Genomic DNA, 20900 nt, shown 5'->3' with positions numbered 1-20900 from the left:
CCTCTGGCGTGATTCTGAACCTCCCCTCCCAGCCTCCCCCGGCTGGGGAGGAGGAAATGCTTTTTGCCTCTGGCGCCAAGAGCCTCAGGCGGGTCTGCGGCTAGGCGCACCCACCCCCTGTTCAACTCGCCTGAACGGCGGTTGAACGGTCCCCCTCGAAGAGAGGGACAGTTTCGATCGAGGGCGACGCGCAGACCGAGAGGGCGCGGCGCCCCGCCAGAGGCTCAGACCAGCAGCAGCAGCGCGGAGTACGCGACCGCGCCCGCGAGGAAGGGCCAGAACCGGCTCTCGCGCTCCTCCGGGAGTTCCTCCTTGAGCACGTTCAGGATCACGCTGCCCCCGAGGATGCCCAGCAGCGCCGCGATGGTCGCTTCGCTCACCTCAGTCACGAAGCCCAGGCCGCAGCCCAGGACGACGGCACCCGCCAGGAGCCACCGCCCGACGTGGAGGTAGCGCTCCTTGTGGTCGTGCCGCAGGCCGGTGTCGTTGACGACGAAGTGGAACGCCATCGCGAGGGCGAACAGGAGCACGCCGCTCGTCGTGCGGCTCTCGCCCCACGCGAGGAGGTAGCCCACGAGCACGTTGTAGACGCCGTAGCTCGCCATGTGGACCCAGAAGACGCCTGCGCCGGTGCGGTCCATTGCCTCGTCCTGGCCCTCCTCTCGCGAGCGCGAGGCGAGGTGCTCCAGCCCATAGAACGCGACGAGCCCCGCCAGCGCCAGAAGCCACACGTGACGCGCCTCGAACAGCTCGAACCCGGCGACCCGCTCGGCGAGCGCCTCCTGGAGCGCCGCCATCTCGGGCAGGAGGTGCACGAACACGTACGCGACCGACGTGCCGCCGGCGAACGAGAGCCACGCGCTGCGCGGGAGCACGCTCAGAAAACGCAGCCGCCAGCCGAACACGTGGATGGCGGCCAGGGCAATCGCGAGCGAGAGCGGCAAGAGGGCGGGCATGGCTGGAACCTACTCGCCTCTGGCGGCACCAATGCGCCCCTTCTCTTCTCGCCTCTCATGCTTGATCTCCTCCAATGGCCTGCCATGGCCGTCACCGTCGCCAGCGGCTGGCTCGTCGCGTCGGACGCGCAGCGGCGCCGCCTGTGGGGCTTCGGCCTTTTCCTCGTTTCCAATGTGCTCTGGGTCGTCTGGGGCGTACACGACGCGGCCTGGGCGCTGGTCGCGCTTCAGGTCTTCCTCGCGGTCACGAACGTGCGCGGCGTCGTGGACAACCGGGGGGCGCCAGAGGCCGCCGGCCAGTAGGACGACGCTCCAATCCGGTGTCATCGCGAGGAGCGCAGCGACGTGGCGATCTGCTGGGTCTGCGCTCGGCGTCGTGAGATCGCCGCGCTTCGCTCGCGATGACACCCTCGGGGTTGGCAGGCGGTCCAAACCGGTTCGCCTCTGGCGCCAGAGGCCTGCGCGGCCACCTCCCACCGCATCCCTACAAGTATCGCTCGAACTCCGGTGGCTCCTCGGGCACGTCCACGCGGTAGGTGCCGCGAGAGGCCTCGCGTTCCATCCACTCCCGCATGCCGGGACGCTTCATGAGCGCGGCGCTCGTCTTGCGCGAGACGGTGCCGTAGATGGGCTGCTCGTCGTACGGCTTGGCCTCGCCGAAGCCCCAGCGGATGCCGCCGTAGGTGGAGGCGTCGCGGCCGTCGTAGCTCAGGCGGTCGTTGAGGTAGCAGGCCGTGGCCCAGGCGTCCTGGGGCGTGGGACGCCACTTGAGGATCTGCTTGACCCAGTACATCCGCAGGTTGTTGTTCATCCAGCCGTCCAGGAGGAACTGCTTCTGCGCGGCGTTCCAGAGCGGGTCGTCGGTTTCGCCGTGGAGGAGTTCGTCCACGCTGTAGATCTGCGGGCGCGGGTCGTCGGCGTGGGCCTGCATCGTCTTGCGGGCGTACTCGGGTAGGCCGCTCCAGTTGGAGAAGCCCGGGACGGTGCGGCAGCGGTGGTGGTAGTACTCGCGCCACGTCAGCGTCTCGTCCAGAAACTTCCATCGTGCGGCGGGATGCACGTCGCCAGAGGCCTCGGCGTGCAGCACGGCTTCGGCGACTTCGCGCGGGCTCAGCTGGCCGAAGTGCATCCACGGCGAGATCTCGGCGCTCGCGTCTTCCAGCGCCGGGTTGTTGCGCGTCCACTTGTACCGTTCGAGCACGTTCTCGACCGCGAATCGCAGCCGCTCCAGCGCTGCCTCCCGGCTCCCGCTCCAGCGCTCGACGGGCGGGAGCGTCATGTCGATTCCCTGCTCGGCGCAGAGCGCGTCCAGGCCGCTGGCGTCGAGGTCCGCGAGAGGCGTCTGCACGATGTCGAGGTCGCCGGTGAAGGCGCCCACGTCCGGCCTCTGGCGGAGGTCGAGGCCGAGATGGTCGTCGCGGAGTGTGGTGTGCGCGGCGCGGAACGCCTTGGTCGTCGCCAGAGGCTCGGGAAAGGCGTTCATCGGCACGGCGCAGCAGGCGTCGACGGCCAGGACCTCGCGCGAGATGTGCGCGGCGAGGTAGTCGGCGTAGGTCCGCGTCACGAACGTCGGGATGTCGTCCAGCACGACCGTCGCGGCGCGCTCCGCCAGCCGCGCCACGGCCTCGACGGTCGGCTCGCCAGAGGCCCGGCGCACGTAGCGCACGAACCGGAGGCCACGGGCCTCGATGCCCGCTTCCAGTTCGCGGCTCGCCTCCAGCATAAACCGGCTCAGGCGGTGGCTCGCGTACGGGTATGCCGTCTCCACCGTGTGCACGACGACAACCGGCAGACCTCTGGCGTTGCCCAGCGCGATGGCGGCGTCGAGCGTCGGGTTCTCCTCGGCGCGGAGGGCCTGCATGAGCCAGCACAGCACGTAGTCGCCGTCGGCGGCGGTGCGGGTCTCCGTCAGGCGGCGGGTGCGGAGGCGGAGGGCGTCGAGGGCGTCCATGGGGTGAGGAGGGATGTGCGCGCGTTCGCGCGCCGGGATGCGGAGGGATACGGGGCAGGCTCGGGCGCCAGAGGGGCGGGCTCGGCGCGCGGCGGGGTAGAACCCCCTGAGAACGCTCGGGGCGGTGCTCCGTCTCCACCCTCAAGGGAGGGGTGGGGGCCGGCGCGTTGAGTGGGCGGCACGGCGTCGCGTTCTCTGTCCCCCTCAAAGCGGGGACAGTTCAGATCTGAATCGTAAGAGTCGCTGTGCCAAAACGTTCTGCCCACCGCTCGGTGTCACCTGTCCCTCTCTTGAGGGGGACAGAAAAACCGCCGTTGCAGGCGCGTTTTTCAGGGGGTTGCCTCGCATCACCGCAGCCCCCCACCCCTCTGGCGCCAGAGGCCTCACTCGTCGGGAAAGAGCGGGAGCGAGTGGGGCAGCGTGGCCTTCTTCGTCTTCGCCGGGCCCGTCTTTTTCGAGACGCGGCCGACGTTGCTCTTCCACGTCCGGCTGGAGGCGTGGCGGCGCGAGCCGTGGCGCTCGTAGACGCGCTCGGCGTGGGCCTTGGCCTCTGGCGTGCCCTTGATGGCGTAGTAGTCCGCCTTCATCTCCTTCGAGTTCGCCCACCAGTCCACGAGGGGCGCCGGGTAGTCCGCCAGAGGCCGCTCGTGGTGCTTGAGGATGGCCTCGGGCGGGGTGTCCGCGAGCTCTGGTACCCAGCGCTGCACGAACTCGGCCTCCGGGTCGTGGTCGGAGAGCTGTTTGTTGGGGGAGTAGACGCGGAGTTGGTTGATGCCGACGACGCCCGCCTGCATCTGCGTTTGCGCGATGTGGATGCCGGGCTCGTAGTCGGCCCAGAGGCGGGCGGTCGGGTAGAGCGTTTTGCGCCAGTCGATGCGGAGGCTGTGGACGGCCGCGCTGGTCACCATCGCGCGCATGCGGAAGTTGAGGAAGCCGGTCTGGGCGGCGCAGCGCATGCACGCGTCCACGAGCGGCCAGCCGGTCCGGCCTTCGAGCCATGCGTCGAGGTGCTCGTCGCCAGGCGCCGGGAGGTCCTCGTAGGCCGGGTTGAGCGGCGTGAACTCCATCTGCGGCTCGGATTCGAGGCGCTGGATAAAGTGGTCGCGCCAGTGCAGACGGCTTTTGAAGCTGCGCAGCGACTTGCTCCACTGCTTCGCCTCTGGCGACTCGATGCCTTTGACCTCCGCGATGCGCGCAAGCGTCGCGGCGTAGGCCTGGCGGCCCGTCAGCGTGCCCCACGCGAGGTGGACCGAGAGCCGCGAGCCGCACACAAAGGCGAGGTTGGGCGACGAGATGCCGCCCGAGTAGCACTTGCCTCTGGCGGTGAGAAAATCGGTGAGCGTGTCGTGCGCCGCCGTCTCGCTCACGGGCTGGCGGAGTTCGGCCTGCGCGTCGGCCAGCGGGTGCCCGAAGGCTTCGGGCGCCAAAGGCTCGGCCATCTGCAACGCCTCGGCCTGGGGCGAGACGACGATCCGCGCGAGGTCGGCATCTCCGGGCGCCGCCAGAGGCGTCTCCTTCATGAACCCGTTCCAGAGCGCCGAGCGCTTGTTGCGGTCCAGCCCGCCGCGGAAAACCGCCGTCTGCCGGTGCTCGTGCCACGCCACGCCAGAGACCCGCGCCCAGGCTGCGACGGCCTTGTCGCGCTCGAACGTGACGCTGCTCCCGACCTCCTCGTGGGAGTGCATCTCGGCGAAGCCCGTGGCGTCGCGCAGCCGCTCCAGCGCCTCTGGCGCGTCGCCGCGGAGGCAGAGGACGGGGATCCTCTGGCGCAGGTCAGTCAGCGCCTCGCACCACGCGGCGACGTGGAAGGCGCTCGTCTCCTCGGCCTCCAGCAACGCGGGCTCGAAGAGGAAGACGGGGAGCACGGTCTCGCCCGCGTCCAAGGCCGCCATCAGCGCGGGGTTGTCCGCCAGGCGGAAGTCTTTCTTGAGCCACCAGAGAACGGGCGCGGACATGGGCGTGTGCGGAGGGGCGGGTTGGATCGCGCGGCCCGCGCGGCGTTCCGCCAGAGGCGCAGGAGCAGGGATCGCCCGGTGACACACGCGCGCACATCTGGCCTCTGGCGCGCGCGCCTCGTAGGCTGAGGGCTCACTCCCGGATCGGACATGGACGTCTCCTCTGTCAACTGGATCGCCGTTTTCGTCGCCTCCTCCTCGGCGTTCGCGCTCGGCGCCGTGTGGTACGGCCCGCTCCTCTTTGGGAAGCGATGGCAGGCGCTCTCCGGCGTCACCGACGAGAAGATTCAGAGCGCCAACATGGCCGCGACCTACGGCGGCGCGCTGGCGCTCCAGATCATTGCCGTCGTGGTCCTGGCGCTGTTCCTGCCGCCAGAGACCACCACGGGGTCGGGCGCGCTGACGGGGCTGGGCATCGGCGCCGCGTGGGTGGCCACGGCGATGGGCGTGACGTACCTGTTCTCGCAGAAGCCGTTCGCGCTGTTCGCCATCGACGCGGGCTACCACGTCGCGTACTACACCATCGCGGGCGCCATCCTGGGCGCGTTCTAGCCTCTGGCGCTGCTAGCCGCCTGTCTCGCGGCGCCAGAGGTCCTCCACGACGTGGTCCACGCCGCGGCCGAGGTGGCGGCGGTAGGTGCTGAAGGGGAGGTCCAGCCGCTCGGCGGCGATAGCCTGCGTGGGCGCCGGGCGGAAGTAGGTGAGGTCCAGCGCGCGGAAGTACCGGCTGTCGCGCGGGCCGCTCTCCAGCTGAGCCGCAGCCTCGCGAAGGAGACCGCGCAGGGCGCCGATCGGCTCGTCGCCAGAGGCCTCGCGGACGACGCGGGCGCGGAGCAGCGGGCTCTCCGTCAGGTCGTGCGGGCGCGCGTATGCCTTGAGCGCCTCGCGGACGGCCTCGGCGAAGGCGTCGCGGTTGAGCACCAGGAGCGGCTCGGCGGCCTCCTCACTCTCGGCGCCTGCGGCGCCAGAGGCCAGCGACTCCAACCAGGCCTCTGGCGGGACCGCGCGCCAGTCCTTGCCGAACGCGGCGGGGCCGCCGGGCGCCTCCGCCTCGCGCCAGCGGCGCAGGCCGACAAAGGCGAAGACCGGCGCCCACAGGTCGGGCGCGGTCGTGAAGAGGAAGGAGACCGCGAGCGAGGGAGTGGAGAGGTACCGCGCGACGGTCCGCGCGAACACGAGGCTCTGAACCGCCGAGACGCCCTGCCCCTCCTCCTCGTCCATCCACGAGCGAAACAACAGCGCCTGCTCCTCCGCCCGCAGCGAACTGGACACCGCGCGCCACGCCCGCGCCACGACCGGATCGCTCGCGCGTTCGTCCTCGCTCAGCGCGTCCACCGTGAGCCCTAGCAGGAACCCCGCGACGGTGCCGTCGCTGCGGCGGAAGACCTCCACGCCGTCCGGCCGGCTGGCCACCCACGCGCCGACGGTTTCCGCCTCTGGCGCCCCCTGATGTACCTCCACCATCGCGCGGATGGCATCGGCGTCGCCCTCCCGCATCGGGCCGGAGCCGGCGAGGTCCGCCTCGCTCCATGCCTGCTTGAGCCGGCTCAAAAAAGGCTTGACGACGGCGCTGTTCCGGTACAGATGGAGGTAGTCCCGGAGCGCTTTGTGCTGCTCCGCCTCGCCAGAGGCCATGCGGAGGGCGCGGCCGCAATAGCGCCGCGCGCGTGCCAGCAACGCCTCGTGCTGCTCGGCGTTGCGCCAGCGGAGGTCGGCCTCCAGCGTTTCCCTCACCACGTCGTGCAGGCGGATCCCCTGCGCGTCGCTCTCCACGAACGAGAGGCTGCGGAGCCACGCGAACAGCGCCTCTGGCGCCGCATCGGAGGCGTCGCCACCGAGCAAGGCGGAAAGCATCGAGACGGTCACCGTCTGCACGATGGACGCGCTCTCCAGCGCTTCCTGGTGCGCCCGGCTGGGGACCGAGGAGACGAACCGCGCGACGAGCTCGCCCATGAGATCGGGCGACGCCGTGGGGTCGAAGGCCTCTAGCGCCAGGGGCCCCTCCTCGGGGTGCTGCCGCTGCCGCTCCGCTGCCAGCGCCAGCGCCAGCGGGTGCCCGTGCGCAAAGGCCACGATGCGGCTGCGGTCCTCTTCGGGCACGCCGCCCGCGTCGAGGTATGCCTCGGCTTCCCGCTTGGCCAGCCCGCCGAGGGGCACCATCGCGACGGCCTCGCCCCAGCCCACGCGCCACTCCGAGGAGGGCTTCTGGCGCCCGGCGATGACCACCAAGTCGCCTGCGTTCAGCTCGGGCAAGAACGAGCGGCGGAGCCACCCGTCCAGCCGCTCGATCTCCTCGTACGTGTCGATGAGCAACAGCCGCCGCTCTTCGCCAGAGGCCTCTGGCGTGGCGCCCTCCGGGCGGGCCGCAGCCAGCGCGCGGCGCGCGGCGCGGGTAAACGCCTCTGGCGAGGGCTCCACGTCGCGCCCGTCCACCCGGGCGGCGTACACCCCCTGCGCCCGCGCCAGCCGCGCGACCTCGTCCAGCAGCGCCGTTTTGCCGATCCCCCCGGGTCCGTAGACGTGCGCGATGACGAACCCCTCCGCGCCAGAGCCCTCACCGTCGGGGTCCGCGAGAGCGGCCACCTCGCCAGAGGCCAACGCCCCCGCGAACAGAGACAGCTCCGCCTCACGGCCCACAAAGCGGGCGTGACGGGCGTTGGCCAAGCGGGCGGAGAGTCGCTCCAATGGTCGAATTCGTGGACGCGGGTGCCCCCGATGTCGCAGAAGTCAGGGTTGCTCCTACGAGTATGGACACGGATTGAACATAAGACGAGCTATCGGATGGTCTGCACCCTTCCACACATTGCCCTTCCACTTCCCCCCTCCCCTCGTATGCAACCGTTGCGCACGCTCCTCGCAGGAGCCGCCACCGCCGGGCTCATCCTCGCAGGCGGCATCCTCGCCCCTCCTTTCTCTGACGCGTCCAGTCACCGCGAGGCCCCCCTGATCGCGGACGACCCGCTGGCGGACAACACCGACGTCTACGCGTTCCGCACGCCGGACGACTCGGAGACCGTCACCATCGTCGCCAACTACATCCCGCTCTCGCTGCCCGAAGGCGGACCGAACTTCACCCACTTCGGGGAAGACATCCGGTACGAGATCCACATCAAGAACCAGGTCTCGGCGGGCGCCCTCGGCACGGCCACGGACGACATCACCTACCGGTTCACGTTCTCCCGCGTGAACGAGGACCCCTCGACGTTCTTCAACATCCGCCTCGGCGCGGAGAACCTGAACACGTCCTACAAGCTGGAGAAGAGCACCGATGGCGGCGCCAGCTTCGTCACCATCGTCAACGATGGCGCGACGCCCCCGGCCAACATCGGGCCGCGCTCCATCGAAGCCGGTGCCGGCCTCGGCACGACGTACGACCAGCTCACCAGCGACGCCGTCGAAACGGCCAACACCGGCGAGACTGTCTTCGCAGGCCCGCGCGACGACCCGTTCTTCGTGGACCTCGGCGGCGTGTTCGACCTCGGCGGCTTCCGCGACGACTTCGGAACGGACCCGTCCAACCCCGACAACGCTCGCGATGCCGTGGCTGGGTTCAACACCCACGCGCTGGTGCTCCAGATCCCGATCTCGATGCTCCAGAAAGACGGTATGGACGTCGATGAGGCATCCAGCATCCTCGATCCCAACTTCGTGATCGGCGTTTGGGCCTCGGCCTCGCGCCGCCAGGTGACCACGCTCTCCACCGACGGCTCCAAGCCCACCGGCTCCGGCCCGTTCGTGCAGGTGTCCCGCCTCGGCATGCCGCTTACCAACGAAGCCGTCATCCCCATCGGGATGAAGGACAAGTGGAACTACGTCTCCCCATACAGCGCCGCGGAGCAGAACTTCGCACAGTACTTCGTCAACCCGGAGTTGGGGCTGTACATGGGCAACGGCCAGTTCGGCGACGCCGTCCCCGGGCTCAGCGACCACCTCACGATCCAGCAGAACTCCTACCCGGCGCTCAACCTCGACGGTGACGGAGACCCCTCCAACGTCGGCTCGGGCCTGGACTTCACCAACGGTGCCGACGGCGCCGCGGCGGTCCTCCCCCTCGTCGGCAACGGCCTGGACATCGACGGAACGGCCTTCGCCGTGCCGACGCGCCCGACGGCCCCTGGCGTCCCGACCGCGCTTCTGGCGCCCGGCCAGCCGCGCCGCGTGGACATCCTGCCCATCTTCTACTTCGGCGTCCCCAACCTCGCACCGTACCAGCTCGCAACGGGCAAGGGCGGCTTGGTAGCGGACACGGACGGAGACGGAAACCTGGAGTTCACCGAGGGCAAGCCCTTTATCCACAACTTCCTTCCGATCACGCAGACGCCGGACGGTGGCCTCTGGGGCGGCGACATGCTCCGCCTCAACATGGCCACGCCGACGACGGACCGCGATTCGGACGAGTTCACGAACTGGGCGCGTCTCGGCCTGATCCGCGCGGCGGCCATCGGCCTCACCGTTGAGGACTTCGCGACGACGGACCTGGAGTTCATCCCGCACATGGACGGCTTCCCGAACGGGCGCCGCCTGGAGGATGACGTGACGAGCATCGAGCTTCAGGCCGTTGGCGGTCTGGTCCTCGCAGCCGTCGGCCTCCCCGAGGACGACGCGACCGCGGGCGACTACTCCGACCTCGCCTCGCCGCAGCTCGTCTCCGAGCTCCGCTTCGTGGCCGGCCCGACCCGCAACGACCTCCCGCTCCTGAGCGACTTCCCGTACCTCGCCAACCCGCACCGCGGCTACGACTACGTGAAGCAGCTCACGGCCCCCGCGCCGCGCGCCAACTTCCAGCCCGTCTCGAACGGGATGGGCATCGGCGCTCCGGCGGGCGTGATCCTGAAGCAGAGCTTCCCGAACCCGACCTCTGGCGACGCCCGAGTCGAGTTCCAGCTCTCGACGGCCGCCCCGGTGCGTTTGGACGTGTTCGACCTCCGCGGCCGGCTCATCCAGACGCTGACCGAGCAGGAGTACCGCGCCGGTGAGCACCAGGTGGAGTGGAAGACCGGCAGCCTCGCCGCCGGCACCTACCTCTACCGCCTGATGGTGGACGGCAAGGTGGTCAGCACGCAGCGCGCGTCGATCGTCCGCTAACGCCAGAAGCGCACGACGAGGCCTCTGGCGGGGTCACACACACCCGCCAGAGGCCCAACCCCGGGGGCGAGGCACGGCGCCTCGCCCCCATTCTTTTGCGGGTCGCTCCTACGCCCGCTGGCTCTGCCCTATTGCAGCTTGGCCCCAGCGCTTGCCGCACGCCTCCCCCTCTGTGCCCACAGCCTCTGGCGCCAGAGGCCCGGCACGCGCTTTTCGACTCTCGACCCTCTCGTTTATGTCTTCTCGTACCGCCCTTCTCCTCGCCGTCGCCCTCGTGGTCGGCGCCATCGCCGTCGTCTTTGCCATGCGGTCCTCTGGCGAGGAGCCTGAGCTCCCGCGGGACCACGCGCAGATCGCGCCCGGCGCCACCTTCGACGACGCCGAGGGGGCCGTGGACTACTACCGCGCGCTGCTACGGCGGGAGCCGGAATCCGTGGACGCCCGCGTGCGGCTGGCGCACGCGCTGACGCAGCTCGGGAACGAGCGCGGCACGCAGACGGAGACGATCCCCGAAGCGCGCACGCTTCTCGAAGAGGCGCTGGAGCGCAAGCCAGAGGACCTGCACGCGCTCTCGCTGCACGCGTCCTTGCTCAACGTGCTGCACCAATTTGAGGCCGGCCGCGACGTCTCGCGGAAGATCCTCGCGGCGTACCCCCAGAACGCGTACGCCCACGGCACGCTGATCGACGCGCTCGTCGAGTTGGGCGAGTACGACGAGGCCGTCCGCGTTTCCGACGCGCTTCAGGCGCTCAAGCCGGGCCTGCCGGCGTACAGCCGCGCGAGCTACATCCGCGAGCTCTACGGCGACACCGAAGGCGCCATCGCGGCGATGCGCCTGGCGGCCGACGCGGCCCCTGGTGGGCGCTCCGAGCGCGCGTGGGCCCTGCACAACCTCGCCAACCTCTACCTCGGCGACGCCAAGCCCGACACGGCCGCGTTCATCTACACCGGCATCCTGGAGGAGCGGCCGGACTTCGCACCCGCGCTCGCCGGCCTCGGCCACGTCGCGCTCGTCAAGGGCGACGCGCAAGAGGCCGTTCGCCTGCTGGAGGAATCCCGCGGGTTGATGCCGCTGGAGAGCACGGACGAACTGCTCGTAGAGGCCTACGCGGCCGCGGGCGACGAGGCGAAGTCCCGCGAGGCCGCCGACCGCGTCCACAAAGCGCTGCTGGCCGCGCGCGAGATGGGCGAGGTCGTAGACATGGAGGAGGCGGACTTCCTGCTGGACCAGGGCCGAGACCTGGAGCGCTCGCTGACCATGGCGAAGGCGCAGCAGGAACGCCGCCCCGGCCACCTCCACGCCAACGAGACCTACGCGTGGGCGCTCATGCACAACGGCCGTGCTGGGGAGGCCGTCCCGTACATCGAGCGCGCCATGCGCCTGGACACGGGCGACGCGATGGTGCACTTCCGCGCCGCGCGCATCTACCAGGCCGCTGGCGAGCCGGCCAAGGCCGCCGAGCACTTCCGCACGGCGTTGGCCGGCAACCTCGGCGTGGAAAGCCCGAGCGCCGCCAAGGAGGCGCGGCAGCTTCTGGCGCAGGCCACCAGCGCCGCGCCCGTACAGGCAACGCGGAGCACGCGGTAGAGTGAGCGCACGCCGTCGCCCCGTTCGAGAGGCTGGCCTGGCAGGAGTTCTCCTGCTGGGCTACCTCCTTGCGTGGACTGGCACCTCGGTCGGGCAAGGGTGGGCGCTCTTGGGCCACGTCGCGACGGAGCACCGCGCGCCTCTGGCGCCCCCCGGCATCCAGCCGGAGCTCCCCGCCGGAACCCAGGGGCTCACGACGCTACGGTCGCGGGCGCCCGAGGCGCGGCATCACCACGGCGAGCACGGCCACTCCCACTCGGCACGACCAGGCGCGCACCGGACCGTTCGGGTTCACGCGCCAGAGGCCCCGCTGGAAGACGGCCACTCGCCCGAGGCCTCTGGCGACAACGTGGATCACACGCACGGCCACGCCCTGCCCGACGGCTTCCATGCCCACGGCCACGACATCCACCGCCACGACGCGCCCCCGGCCCATCCCGCGCCGGTGGTGCTCACGCTCGACAAGCACCGGCTGCCTCTGGCGTCCACCCTGACGCCGCCGCCAGCGCAGGCGACGGCCTGGGCCGCCAGAGGCGACGGGCACGCCTCGGCAGAGACGCGGGTGGAGACGCCTCCGCCGCGAGAGAGGGGATAACGCGCGCCACGGCGCGCTCTGGTTCCGCGGGCCGCCAGAGGCCCGCTCCGCCGCGCGAGGTGCGCGGCGCCCTCCCCCGGTGCGCGCCTCTGGCGCGGCCCTCCCCTCTTGCTTGCCCTTCCGATGCTCTCTCTCTACCGCCGCCTTGTGTGGCTCTTTCTCCTGGCCGCGCCTCTGGCGACGGCCGCACAGTCTCCCCCGTCCGCCCGCATCGCCGGGACCCTGACCGACGCCGCCAGCGGCCAGCCTCTGGCGGGCGCGACGGTCGCGCTCGTACGCGCAGGCGCGGCCTCTGAGCGCGGCGCCGTGACCGACCTCGACGGGCGGTTCTCTCTCTCCCGCCTCGACGCAGGCGCGTACACCCTTCGCGCCACGTCGGTCGGCTACGCGGCGGCCTCCCGCGCCTTCACGCTCGAAGCGGGCGAGACGCTGCGCGTGGACCTCGCGCTCGCGCCAGAGGCCACGGACCTGGAGGCGATCACCGTTGAAGGCCGCTCGGCGAACCTCGTCGGGATCGCCAGCGCGGCGTCGCAGGGGTACGTGGGGCAGGCGCAACTCACGGCGCGGCCCCTTCTCCGCGTGGGCGAGGTGCTGGAGACGATCCCGGGCACCATCGTGACGCAGCACAGCGGCTCGGGCAAGGCCAACCAGTTCTTCCTGCGCGGCTTCAACCTGGACCACGGGACGGACTTCGCGGCGTCGCTTGAAGGCGTGCCGATGAACCTGCCGACGCACGGGCACGGGCAAGGCTACCTCGACCTCAACTCGCTCATCCCCGAACTCATCGAGTCCGTCGAGTTCGAGAAAGGGCCGCAGAACGCCGCCGCGGGCGACTTCGCGACGGCGGGCCGCGCGCAGATCCGGCTCGTGGACCGGCTGGACCGCGGCATCGCCAAGGGCGAGGCGGGCGCGGACAACCACTACGAGGCGCTCGTCGCCAACTCCTCGGACGTGGGCGCCGGGAGCGTGCTTTACGGCGTCCGCGCGCGCTACTACGATGGCCCCTGGGTGAACCCCGAGAACAGCGCTCTCGTCAGCGCCGTCGCGAAGTACACGGCCGGGACGGCCGCCAGAGGCTTCTCGCTGACCGCGCTGGGCTACCGCAGCGACTGGGACGCCACGGACCAGATCGCGCTCCGCGCGGTGGAGAACGGGCAGGTCTCCCGCCTGGGCGCGCTGGACCCGAGCAACGGCGGCGAGACCGGCCGCTACACGCTCGTCGGCGAGTGGCAGCGCGGGGCCTCTGGCGCGGCGCGGACGCGCGTACGTGCCTACGGCGCGTACTACCACCTCAACTTGTTTTCCAACTTCACCTACTTCCTGGACAACCCCACCGACGGCGACCAGTTCGAGCAGGTGGACCGGCGCGCGTACGGCGGCGCGAGCGTCACGCAGGAGTGGTTCACCCGGCTCTTCGGCCGCAGCAGCGTCCACACCATCGGCGCGGCGCTCCGGCACGACGAGATCTTCCAGGTAGGCCTGTTCAACACCCGCGACCGCCAGAGGCTCGGGACGGTCCGCGATGACACCGTGGGCGAGACGACGCTGGGCGCGTACGTCCAGAACGAGACGCGGTGGACGGACAAGGTGCGCACCACGCTCGGCCTCCGCGGTGACGCCTTCCGCTTCCGCGTGGACAGCGACCTCGCGGCCAACTCCGGAACGGAGACGGCGTTTATCGCGAGCCCCAAGGCTGGCCTCGCAGTGGGCCCCTGGCGCGGGACCGAGTTCTACGCCAACGCCGGGCTGGGCTTCCACAGCAACGACGCCAGAGGCACCGTCATCACCGTGGACCCGGCCTCTGGCGAGGCGGTGGACCGCGTGGACCCGCTCGTGCGGACGCGCGGCGCCGAGGTCGGCGCGCGGACGGCGGTCGCCAGAGGCTTGCAGTCCACGCTCGCGCTCTGGACCATCGCGCTGGAATCCGAGCTGGTCTTCGTGGGCGATGCGGGCGGGACCGAGGCCAGCGACGCGAGCCTGCACTACGGCGTGGAGGTCAACAACTTCTACGAGGCCGCGGACTGGCTGGACCTCTCGCTGGACCTCGCGTTTACGCGGTCGCGCTTTACCGAGGGCGACCCCGGCGCGGACCGCATCGAGAACTCCATCGGCCGCATCGTCAGCGGCGGCGTCTACGCCGGGCGCGAGACGGGGCCTCTGGCGAGCGTGCAGGTGCGGCACTTCGGCCCGCGCCCGCTCACCGGCGACGGGAGCATCGTCTCCGACGCGACGACGCTCGTGAACGCCAAGCTGGGCTACCGGACCCGCCGCCTCGCGGTCTCGCTGGACGTGCTCAACGTGCTCGATTCCGAGGACGCCGACGTGAGCTACTTCTACGCCTCGCGCCTGCCCGGCGAGGCGGCCGCTGGCGTGGAGGACGTGCACGTCCACCCCGTTCTGCCGCGCACGGCCCGCCTGACGGCGGTGTTGCGGTTCTAAGCGCGGGGCCCGGCCTCTGGCGCGAGAGGCTTACTCCTCGGCGCCAGAGGCCGGGCGTTCCTGCATGCGCGCGAACACGAGGTGCCGCTGCGGGTGCTCCCACGCCCACGCGCGGAAGGCGTCGATGCGCGCGAGGTCGTCAGCGCCGATCTCGGCCTCCAGCTTGTCGTCCCATCGTTGGGCCGTGAGGGCCTCCTCCACGTTGCGCTGCCACGCGTCGCTGAAGATGGCGCCGAGGCGTTCGACGAGCCCGGCCTCGACGGTCGCGTCCCACTCGTCGCCGTCGAACCACACGCCACCGCAGGTGCTGCAGCGGTCCAGCCAGAAGCCCTCGGCGTCCGTCCGGTAGCGGCGCATGATGCGCCCGTCTTGCGGGCACAGCTTGGCCTGCTTGACGTCGCCCACAGCCTCCGAGGCGGGGAGCGCGCCGCTGGCGTCGGAGGGCTCGCGCCCCTCGCGCCACGCGAAGTAGAGGTCGGAGGGCAGGAACGTGCCGTGGCCGTCGGGGCAGGCGAAGCCGCGAAGCTCGGGGGCGTCGCCGGAGGCGAGAAGCGTGGTGCGGTCCAGGGCCGCGGTGCAGAGGGGGCAGGTCATGTGGCGCAGGGGAAGGCGCCCGAACCTACCGCTGCGGGACTCGGGCGCCAGAGGCCGAAAAAAGTCCGCGGCGCCGTGACGCCTTTCGCGACCGCCTCCGGTATGGAGGGTGAGCCCCTTTGCATCCCACACATGATCCGACTCTCTGTTTTCCTCCTCTCCCTCTCGCTCGCCGCGTGCGACGCCGGAGCGCCCCAGCCCTCCGCCGGCGCCGACGCGCCGATCACCCTCGTCTCCCAGAAAGGCGGCGACGACGCGTTCCTCGTGACCGAAAACGCGGCGGTGCGCGCCGCTGGCGAAGCCGTGTTGCTCCGCATCAACGGCGAAACCGTAGAGCTCAGCGTGGGCGAGGCGTACCTCATCGGCGAGGCGCTCACGCGCGTCGGCTACGACGCGATGGACCTCAAAACGCAAGAGGCCCTGGCGCCCACCGGCGGGCCCCGCTGCAGCGAGCCGCCTCCAGGCAGCGGCGTGACGGCCATCGCGGGACGCATGTTCAAGCGGTGCCCACCGCCCCCGCCGCCGCCGTTCATGGAGATCGGCTTGCTGGAGCGGCTGATCGGCACGTCCACGAAGATCGTGGAAGCGCCCGAAGACGCTCAGTGGGAGCGGATCCCCGGCGGCCTCGTCTCCGAGTTCTAAGGCCCCCAACCCGCCTCTGGCGCCGGGCCGCTCCACCGTTGTGGGGCGGCCCGTTTTTATGCGCGGCCCGCGAGAGGCCCGGGCGCCCCTACGCTCCGCCCAGCGACGCGCGGCGGGTGGCCACGGCGCGGGCCTCTGGCGTGCGGCCCGTCGCGGCGAGGGCGGCTTCGAGGCGCTCCAGCACGCGGAGGCGGAACGCTCCTGCGGGCTCCGACGCCGCGAGCACGGCGTCGACCTCGCGCAAGAGGCGGATGCCCTCACCTTCCCGGCCCGTCGCGATCAGCGCCGCGGCGCGTTGCGCGCGGGCCGAGAGCGTGCGGGGGTCGTCTGCGCCGAGATCGGTGGCGAACGCCTCGGCGCCGGCGCTGACCAGCGGCAGCGCCTCCGCCGGGCGGTCGGTCCGCAGGAGCAGGCCTCCCAGCCCGACGCGGGCGTACTCGCGCCAGAGGTGGTCCTCGTCCAGCGTGGAGGCCTCGTAGGCGCGGAGCGCGGCGCGGTAGTAGCGCTCGGCCTCTTGCGGATCGCGCGAGTCGTGGAAAACGGCGAGGGTGTACAGGCTTTGCGCCGTGCGGTAGTCGCCGCGTCCGTAGGCCCGCTCGTAGATGGCCAGCGCCCGCTCGTGGAGGGTGCGCGCCTGCTCGGCGTTCTCGGTCCGGGCGACGGTTTCGGCGTGGGCGTAGAACGCGTCGGCGGTGCGGGGATCGGTGGGGCCGAAGGCCTCTTGCGCGAGCGCGGTGGCGCGGCGGAACAGCGGGAGCGCGGCGTCCAGGCTGTCGGCTTCGTCGAGCAAAACGGCCAAGCCGAGCAGCGCCTGCACGGTCGTAGCGGGAGGTGCGCCAGCGCCCGCGGCGGCGCGGTAGAGCGCCTTCGCGGCGTCGTCCTCGCGCTCGCGGTAGAGCACCTCGGCGAGGTACACCTGCGCCTCGGCGAGTGCACCCGGGCGCCCGCCAGAGGCCAGGAGCCGGACGGCTTCTTCGCCCGCGGCGCGGGCCTCCTCGTAGCGGCCTTCGGCGGTGCGCGAGCGCGTGAGGAGCGTAAGCGGCAGCCCGATGTCCGGGTGCGCGCGGCCCTGCTCGGCGCGGCGGAGCGCGACGGCGCGCTGGAGCACGGAATCGGCGGTGGTGAACAGGCCCAGGCTGACGCCGAGGCGTCCGAGCCCTTCGAGCAGCGACGCCTGGACGAGCGGCTGGCCGTCGAGCGCGGCCGCGCGGCGGAGCCCTGGAGCGAGGAGGGCCTCTGGCGTGAGGTCCCCGCCCTCCAGCGCGACCGGGTCCACGGCCTCGAACATGCCCAGCACGTACTCCAGCGTCACGTTCGCGCGCGTGGCCTCCCGCGCCGTCTCGCGCGCCTGCCAGAGGACTGCGCCCACGCCCACGAGGAGCGCGAGCACGAGCGCGCCCCCGGCTCCCACGGCGAGCCGGTGCCGCCGCACGAACCGCGAGGCGCGGTAGCTCAGCGCGTCCCCACGGGCCGTTACCGGCCGGCCGTCCAGATAGCGGCGGAGGTCGTCGGCGAGTGCCGCGGCCGACGCGTAGCGGCGCTCGGGCTCCTTGCGGAGCGCGGTCAGGACGATAGCGTCGAGGTCGCCGCGGAGGCGGGCGGGCGTCGCCCCCGCATGCACGCCAGAGGCCTCTGGCGCGCGGTCCGCGCCGCGCTCCGAAGCGGCGTCGCTCGGGCGCGTCGGCTCGGCCTCGCGCACGATGCGCGCCACCTCAGCAGGGGCCGCGTTGGGGAACGAGTACGGCCGCCGCCCGACCAGCAACTCGTAGAGGATCACGCCCAGCGCGTACACATCCGTCGAGGCCGTGATGGGCTCGCCGCCCACCTGTTCCGGCGCGGCGTAGGCCGGCGTGAGCGCGCCGCCGGTGCGGGTCAGCACGTCCTCGTCGTCCTCGTCCAACGCCTTCGCGATGCCGAAGTCGAGGAGTTTGACGCGAGGGGCGCCGTCGGCGCCGGAAGCAGGGGCCGCCGGGTTCTGAGGGCTGGGCGCGCCTGCCCCGCCTCTGGCGCCAGAGGCCGGACCGTTCTCTTCGTCTCTCCCGTCCTGGCTCTCGCCAGAGGCCACGAGGATGTTGCTCGGCTTGAGGTCCCGGTGGACGATGAGGAGGCGGTGCGCGCTCGCGACGGCGTCGCACACGTCGAGGAAGAGGCGGAGGCGGGCGGTGAGGTCCAGGCCTCTGGCGTCGGCGTAGGTGGTGAGCGGCTGGCCGTCCACGCGCTCCATGATGAAGTACGGGCGGCCGTCGGGCGTGAGGCCGCCGTCGAGCAGCCGCGCGATGCCGGGGTGGTCCAGCCGCGCGAGCACGCGGCGCTCGCGCTCAAAGCGGCGGACGGTCTCGGGCGAGGCTTTGGCGGCCTGCACGAGCTTGAGCGCGACGGTTTTCTCGAAGGTGCCGTCGGCGCGCTCGGCGGCGTAGACCACGCCCATGCCGCCGCGGCCGAGCTCGCCGATCACGCGGTAGCCGCCCACGTCCTCGGCGGGCGGCGGGTTGGCGTCCAGCACGCCGAGCATCCCGCCGTCGAGAAAGGCGTCGGACTGCTCGTCCACGGCCAGGAGCGCGTCCACGGCGCGGCGCAACGCGGCGTCCTCGCCGCAGGCCTCGCGGAGGAACGCCTCGCGCTCCGCCAGAGGCACGTCGTACGCCTCGGAGACGATCTCCAGCGAGCGCCTCTGGCGGAGCAACGTCGTGGAGAGGTCGGCGGACATGGGCGGCGGGGTGGGGTGCCCAAGTATCGCCGTCCCAAGCTTCTGGCGCCAGAGGCGCACCCGAATAGACGCCGGGCTCGGTGGAGCCGCCGGACGCTCAGGCGCCGAGACCGGCCAGCGCGTTGGCGAGCGCACGGAGCGCGGGCGTCGGCGGCGGCCCCCACCACTCCAGCGTGTCGCCGCCCACGTCCAGCGTGGACGTAAAGCCTCTGGCGTCCTCGGGGATGGCGTGCGTCTCGCGCATCGCGACCGCCGCGGCGAGCGCCCCGATCGCGGCGTGCTCTGCGCTGGAGAGACGCCCCTCGCGCACGCCGCGCGTGACGTAGCTGCCGCCGTCGACGCGCCAGATGCCATCGGCGTCGACCGAGGCCTCGAAGCTGGCGTCGTACTGGCCGAGTTGGCGGAGACGGATCGGCGTCATGGGCGGCTCTCGCCAGAGGCGAGCGGCGGAAGGGCCTCTGGCGCTACCGGAAGACGATCTCGCGCACGACCTCGCGGCCGAGGTGCTCGTTGATCTTCTGCCGCCACTGCTCGCGCTGGAGGTGAAGCGTATGGCGCCACGCCGAGCTGCGGAGCTTGACCGTCAGCACGCCCTCGCGCATCCACGCGCTCTCGGTCGCCCGGACGGCGCCGGCCACGGCCACGCGCGGCCACGCGTCCACGGCGCGGGACTCGTCGATCTTCTGGCGGTACCCGCGGTCCTGGAACAGCGCGCCCAGCACGTTGCCGATGGGCTGGGGTTTGTGGGAGGCGGACACGGGAGCGGGTGGGAAGGGGGCCGAAAGTACGGTACGTACCCCGCACGGCTCGCCATGTGCCCGCGCGACTGGAGACCGAACACAGGCTTCGCCGGGCGCCGCGCCAGAGGCCTCTGGCGCCCGAGCCTAGGAGCGCACCGCGAGGTGCCAGAGAAAGCCGATCTCGGCGCCTGCGCTGACGAGGAACACGACGGAGCCGGCCAGGATCAGCAGGAACGGCACCGCGAAGCCGAGGCCCAGCGCGCGCGCGGCCGAGACCGCGCCGACGTACGTGAGGTCCACCATCGTGCGGTAGGCCGCGATGGTCTCCACGACGAGCGCGAGCACGAGAAGCGTTGCCGCCCAGGGGCCAGAGGCGGCGCCGGGCAGCGACGCCACGGCCATCGCGCCGATGAGCAGGAGCAGCCACGGCCACCGCGTCCAGACGACGAGCGAGAGCGCCTGCACGGTCCGCATCCGGCGGCGGCGCCCCGCGAGCGTGCCCACCCAGACCACGTTGAACAGCAGCCACGCGCTGTACAGGACCGCCAGCAGGGCGCCCAGCAACGCCGGCGATCCGACCAGGCTCACCAGCCGGCTTTGCGCGTCGGCCTCCCAGCCCGAGGTGGCGACGGCCAGCGCGTCGGTCGCGCCAAAGGCGCGGAGAACCGTCGCGAGAACGAGGCCGACGGCGAGCGCGAGGAACGTCGCGAGCCCGACCGTGACGGCGCCGGAAAGCCCGTAGCCCTTCTGGATCGCCTCGCGGTAGAGGTCCCGCCGCCCAAAGTACTGCGGCACCAAGCCGCCCAGCCGCGGCGAGACCGCGAGCAGCGTGCCCAGGCCGAGCGCGAGCGTCCAGCCCAACAGCACGAGAAGCCCCGAGCCTCTGGCGCGCGCGGGCGCGCCGGCGTCGAACGCGAACACGCGCTGGCGGCCGGTGAACACGCCAGAGGCGACCTCCATTGCGGGGCGGCGGAGGCCCTCGGCGTCCTGGAGGCCGTAGCGGAGGCCGGCGACCTCGGCGCGGGCGCCGCGCTCCTCGCGGTCGCGCCAGCGTGAGAGGAAGGCGACCTCTGGCGGCGCGTCCATGTTCAGGAACGCGTCCAGCGTGCGCTCGGCCGTTCGGCCCTGGTGCGCCTCGGTCCCGGCGCGGCGCCAGCCGCCCTCGCGCCCGGGCACGACGCCCATGCCCCATGCGCCCAGCCCGACGGGCGTCTCGTGGCGCGCGCGCCAGCGGCGCATCAGCGCCAGGGGGTCCATGCCTCTGGCGTCGAGCAGAACGAGGTCCACGGTTTGGGCCGCGCGGTCGTCGTCGACGAAGCGGGTGAGGTAGGCCGTGCGGGTGCCCTCGGGGCCGCGCTCGCGCGCGAGCGCGGTCAGCCGCTCGAAGTACGGCCGCGCGCGCGGGTCGCTGGTGTCGACGCCTCTGGCGAGGATGAAGAGGCGGGCCGAGGGGTGGCGTCCGGCGAGGGCCAGCGCCTCTGCCAGAAGCCGCTCCGCCTCGGGCAACGCCGCGAGCAGCCGCTCGGCCGGGAGGTCAGCAAATGGGAGTTCCTGCGCGACGGCGATGCCAAGCCGATCGGCGGCGGCGATCACGGCGTCCGGCAACAGGCCCGTGCGGACCGAGCGGACGCCCGCCTGCCGCATCGCG

The 20900-nt window shown here is 71.8% G+C and carries 15 protein-coding genes and 1 pseudogene; 7 read left to right on the top strand and 9 right to left on the bottom strand.

Annotation, left to right across the window (positions count from 1 at the left end; genetic code table 11):
- Positions 1-224: 224 nt before the first annotated feature.
- Positions 225-956, bottom strand: coding sequence for a hypothetical protein (locus BSZ36_RS01095; RefSeq protein WP_094545319.1), 732 nt, complete (start codon positions 954-956; stop codon positions 225-227).
- Positions 957-1013: 57 nt separating this feature from the next.
- Here BSZ36_RS01095 and BSZ36_RS01090 point away from each other — a divergent pair, with 57 nt between their 5' ends.
- Positions 1014-1259, top strand: coding sequence for a hypothetical protein (locus BSZ36_RS01090; protein ID WP_094545318.1), 246 nt, complete (start codon positions 1014-1016; stop codon positions 1257-1259).
- A 181-nt stretch (positions 1260-1440) separates the two neighbouring features.
- Here BSZ36_RS01090 and BSZ36_RS01085 read toward each other — a convergent pair whose 3' ends face one another.
- Positions 1441-2907, bottom strand: coding sequence for a deoxyribodipyrimidine photo-lyase (locus tag BSZ36_RS01085; protein WP_094545317.1), 1467 nt, complete (start codon positions 2905-2907; stop codon positions 1441-1443).
- A 383-nt stretch (positions 2908-3290) separates the two neighbouring features.
- Positions 3291-4862, bottom strand: coding sequence for an FAD-binding domain-containing protein (locus BSZ36_RS01080; protein WP_094545316.1), 1572 nt, complete (start codon positions 4860-4862; stop codon positions 3291-3293).
- Positions 4863-5012: 150 nt separating this feature from the next.
- On the opposite strand from BSZ36_RS01080, the gene BSZ36_RS01075 reads away from it, so the two are divergent.
- The gene (locus BSZ36_RS01075; protein ID WP_094545315.1) at positions 5013-5414 is read left to right on the top strand and encodes a DUF1761 domain-containing protein; all 402 of its coding nucleotides are present in this window, start codon (positions 5013-5015) and stop codon (positions 5412-5414) included.
- 12 nt (positions 5415-5426) lie between these two features.
- Here the strand turns inward: BSZ36_RS01075 and BSZ36_RS01070 are convergent, their stop codons facing one another.
- Positions 5427-7547: an ATP-binding protein gene (locus tag BSZ36_RS01070; protein WP_143536706.1), complete on the bottom strand. Its 2121-nt coding sequence runs from the start codon at positions 7545-7547 to the stop codon at positions 5427-5429.
- Positions 7548-7694: 147 nt separating this feature from the next.
- On the opposite strand from BSZ36_RS01070, the gene BSZ36_RS01065 reads away from it, so the two are divergent.
- From BSZ36_RS01065 to BSZ36_RS01050, 4 genes are all read left to right on the top strand, one after another.
- Positions 7695-9947, top strand: a complete 2253-nt coding sequence (locus BSZ36_RS01065) for a DUF4331 family protein (RefSeq protein ID WP_094545313.1) — start codon at positions 7695-7697, stop codon at positions 9945-9947.
- A 235-nt stretch (positions 9948-10182) separates the two neighbouring features.
- Positions 10183-11535 (top strand): tetratricopeptide repeat protein, encoded by a 1353-nt coding sequence (locus BSZ36_RS01060; RefSeq protein WP_094545312.1) that lies wholly within the window; start codon positions 10183-10185, stop codon positions 11533-11535.
- A 1-nt stretch (position 11536) separates the two neighbouring features.
- The gene (locus BSZ36_RS01055; RefSeq protein WP_143536705.1) at positions 11537-12130 is read left to right on the top strand and encodes a hypothetical protein; all 594 of its coding nucleotides are present in this window, start codon (positions 11537-11539) and stop codon (positions 12128-12130) included.
- Positions 12131-12253: 123 nt separating this feature from the next.
- The gene (locus BSZ36_RS01050) at positions 12254-14569 is read left to right on the top strand and encodes a TonB-dependent receptor (protein WP_094545310.1); all 2316 of its coding nucleotides are present in this window, start codon (positions 12254-12256) and stop codon (positions 14567-14569) included.
- A 30-nt stretch (positions 14570-14599) separates the two neighbouring features.
- On the opposite strand, the gene BSZ36_RS01045 is transcribed toward BSZ36_RS01050, so the two are convergent.
- On the bottom strand, positions 14600-15163 hold the full coding sequence (locus BSZ36_RS01045; protein ID WP_094545309.1) for a TFIIB-type zinc ribbon-containing protein: 564 nt from the start codon (positions 15161-15163) through the stop codon (positions 14600-14602).
- 132 nt (positions 15164-15295) lie between these two features.
- Here BSZ36_RS01045 and BSZ36_RS01040 point away from each other — a divergent pair, with 132 nt between their 5' ends.
- A complete protein-coding gene (locus BSZ36_RS01040; RefSeq protein WP_094545308.1) occupies positions 15296-15805 on the top strand; it encodes a hypothetical protein in 510 nt (169 codons plus the stop codon).
- Positions 15806-15893: 88 nt separating this feature from the next.
- Here the strand turns inward: BSZ36_RS01040 and BSZ36_RS01035 are convergent, their stop codons facing one another.
- The 4 genes and pseudogenes from BSZ36_RS01035 to BSZ36_RS19170 all read right to left on the bottom strand — a co-directional run.
- A complete protein-coding gene (locus tag BSZ36_RS01035) occupies positions 15894-18512 on the bottom strand; it encodes a serine/threonine-protein kinase (protein WP_179270954.1) in 2619 nt (872 codons plus the stop codon).
- A 97-nt stretch (positions 18513-18609) separates the two neighbouring features.
- A complete protein-coding gene (locus BSZ36_RS19175) occupies positions 18610-18933 on the bottom strand; it encodes a hypothetical protein (RefSeq protein ID WP_179270953.1) in 324 nt (107 codons plus the stop codon).
- A gap of 43 nt (positions 18934-18976) precedes the next feature.
- Positions 18977-19270: a DciA family protein gene (locus BSZ36_RS01030; protein ID WP_094545306.1), complete on the bottom strand. Its 294-nt coding sequence runs from the start codon at positions 19268-19270 to the stop codon at positions 18977-18979.
- A gap of 126 nt (positions 19271-19396) precedes the next feature.
- Positions 19397-20900 (bottom strand): annotated as a pseudogene (locus BSZ36_RS19170) (hypothetical protein); the annotation flags it as partial.

This window comes from Rubricoccus marinus, assembly GCF_002257665.1.
Classification (GTDB): Bacteria; Bacteroidota; Rhodothermia; order Rhodothermales; family Rubricoccaceae; genus Rubricoccus; species Rubricoccus marinus.
The sequence above is the reverse complement of the archived record's forward strand: the minus strand, read 5'-3'. Positions and strand labels throughout refer to the sequence as shown.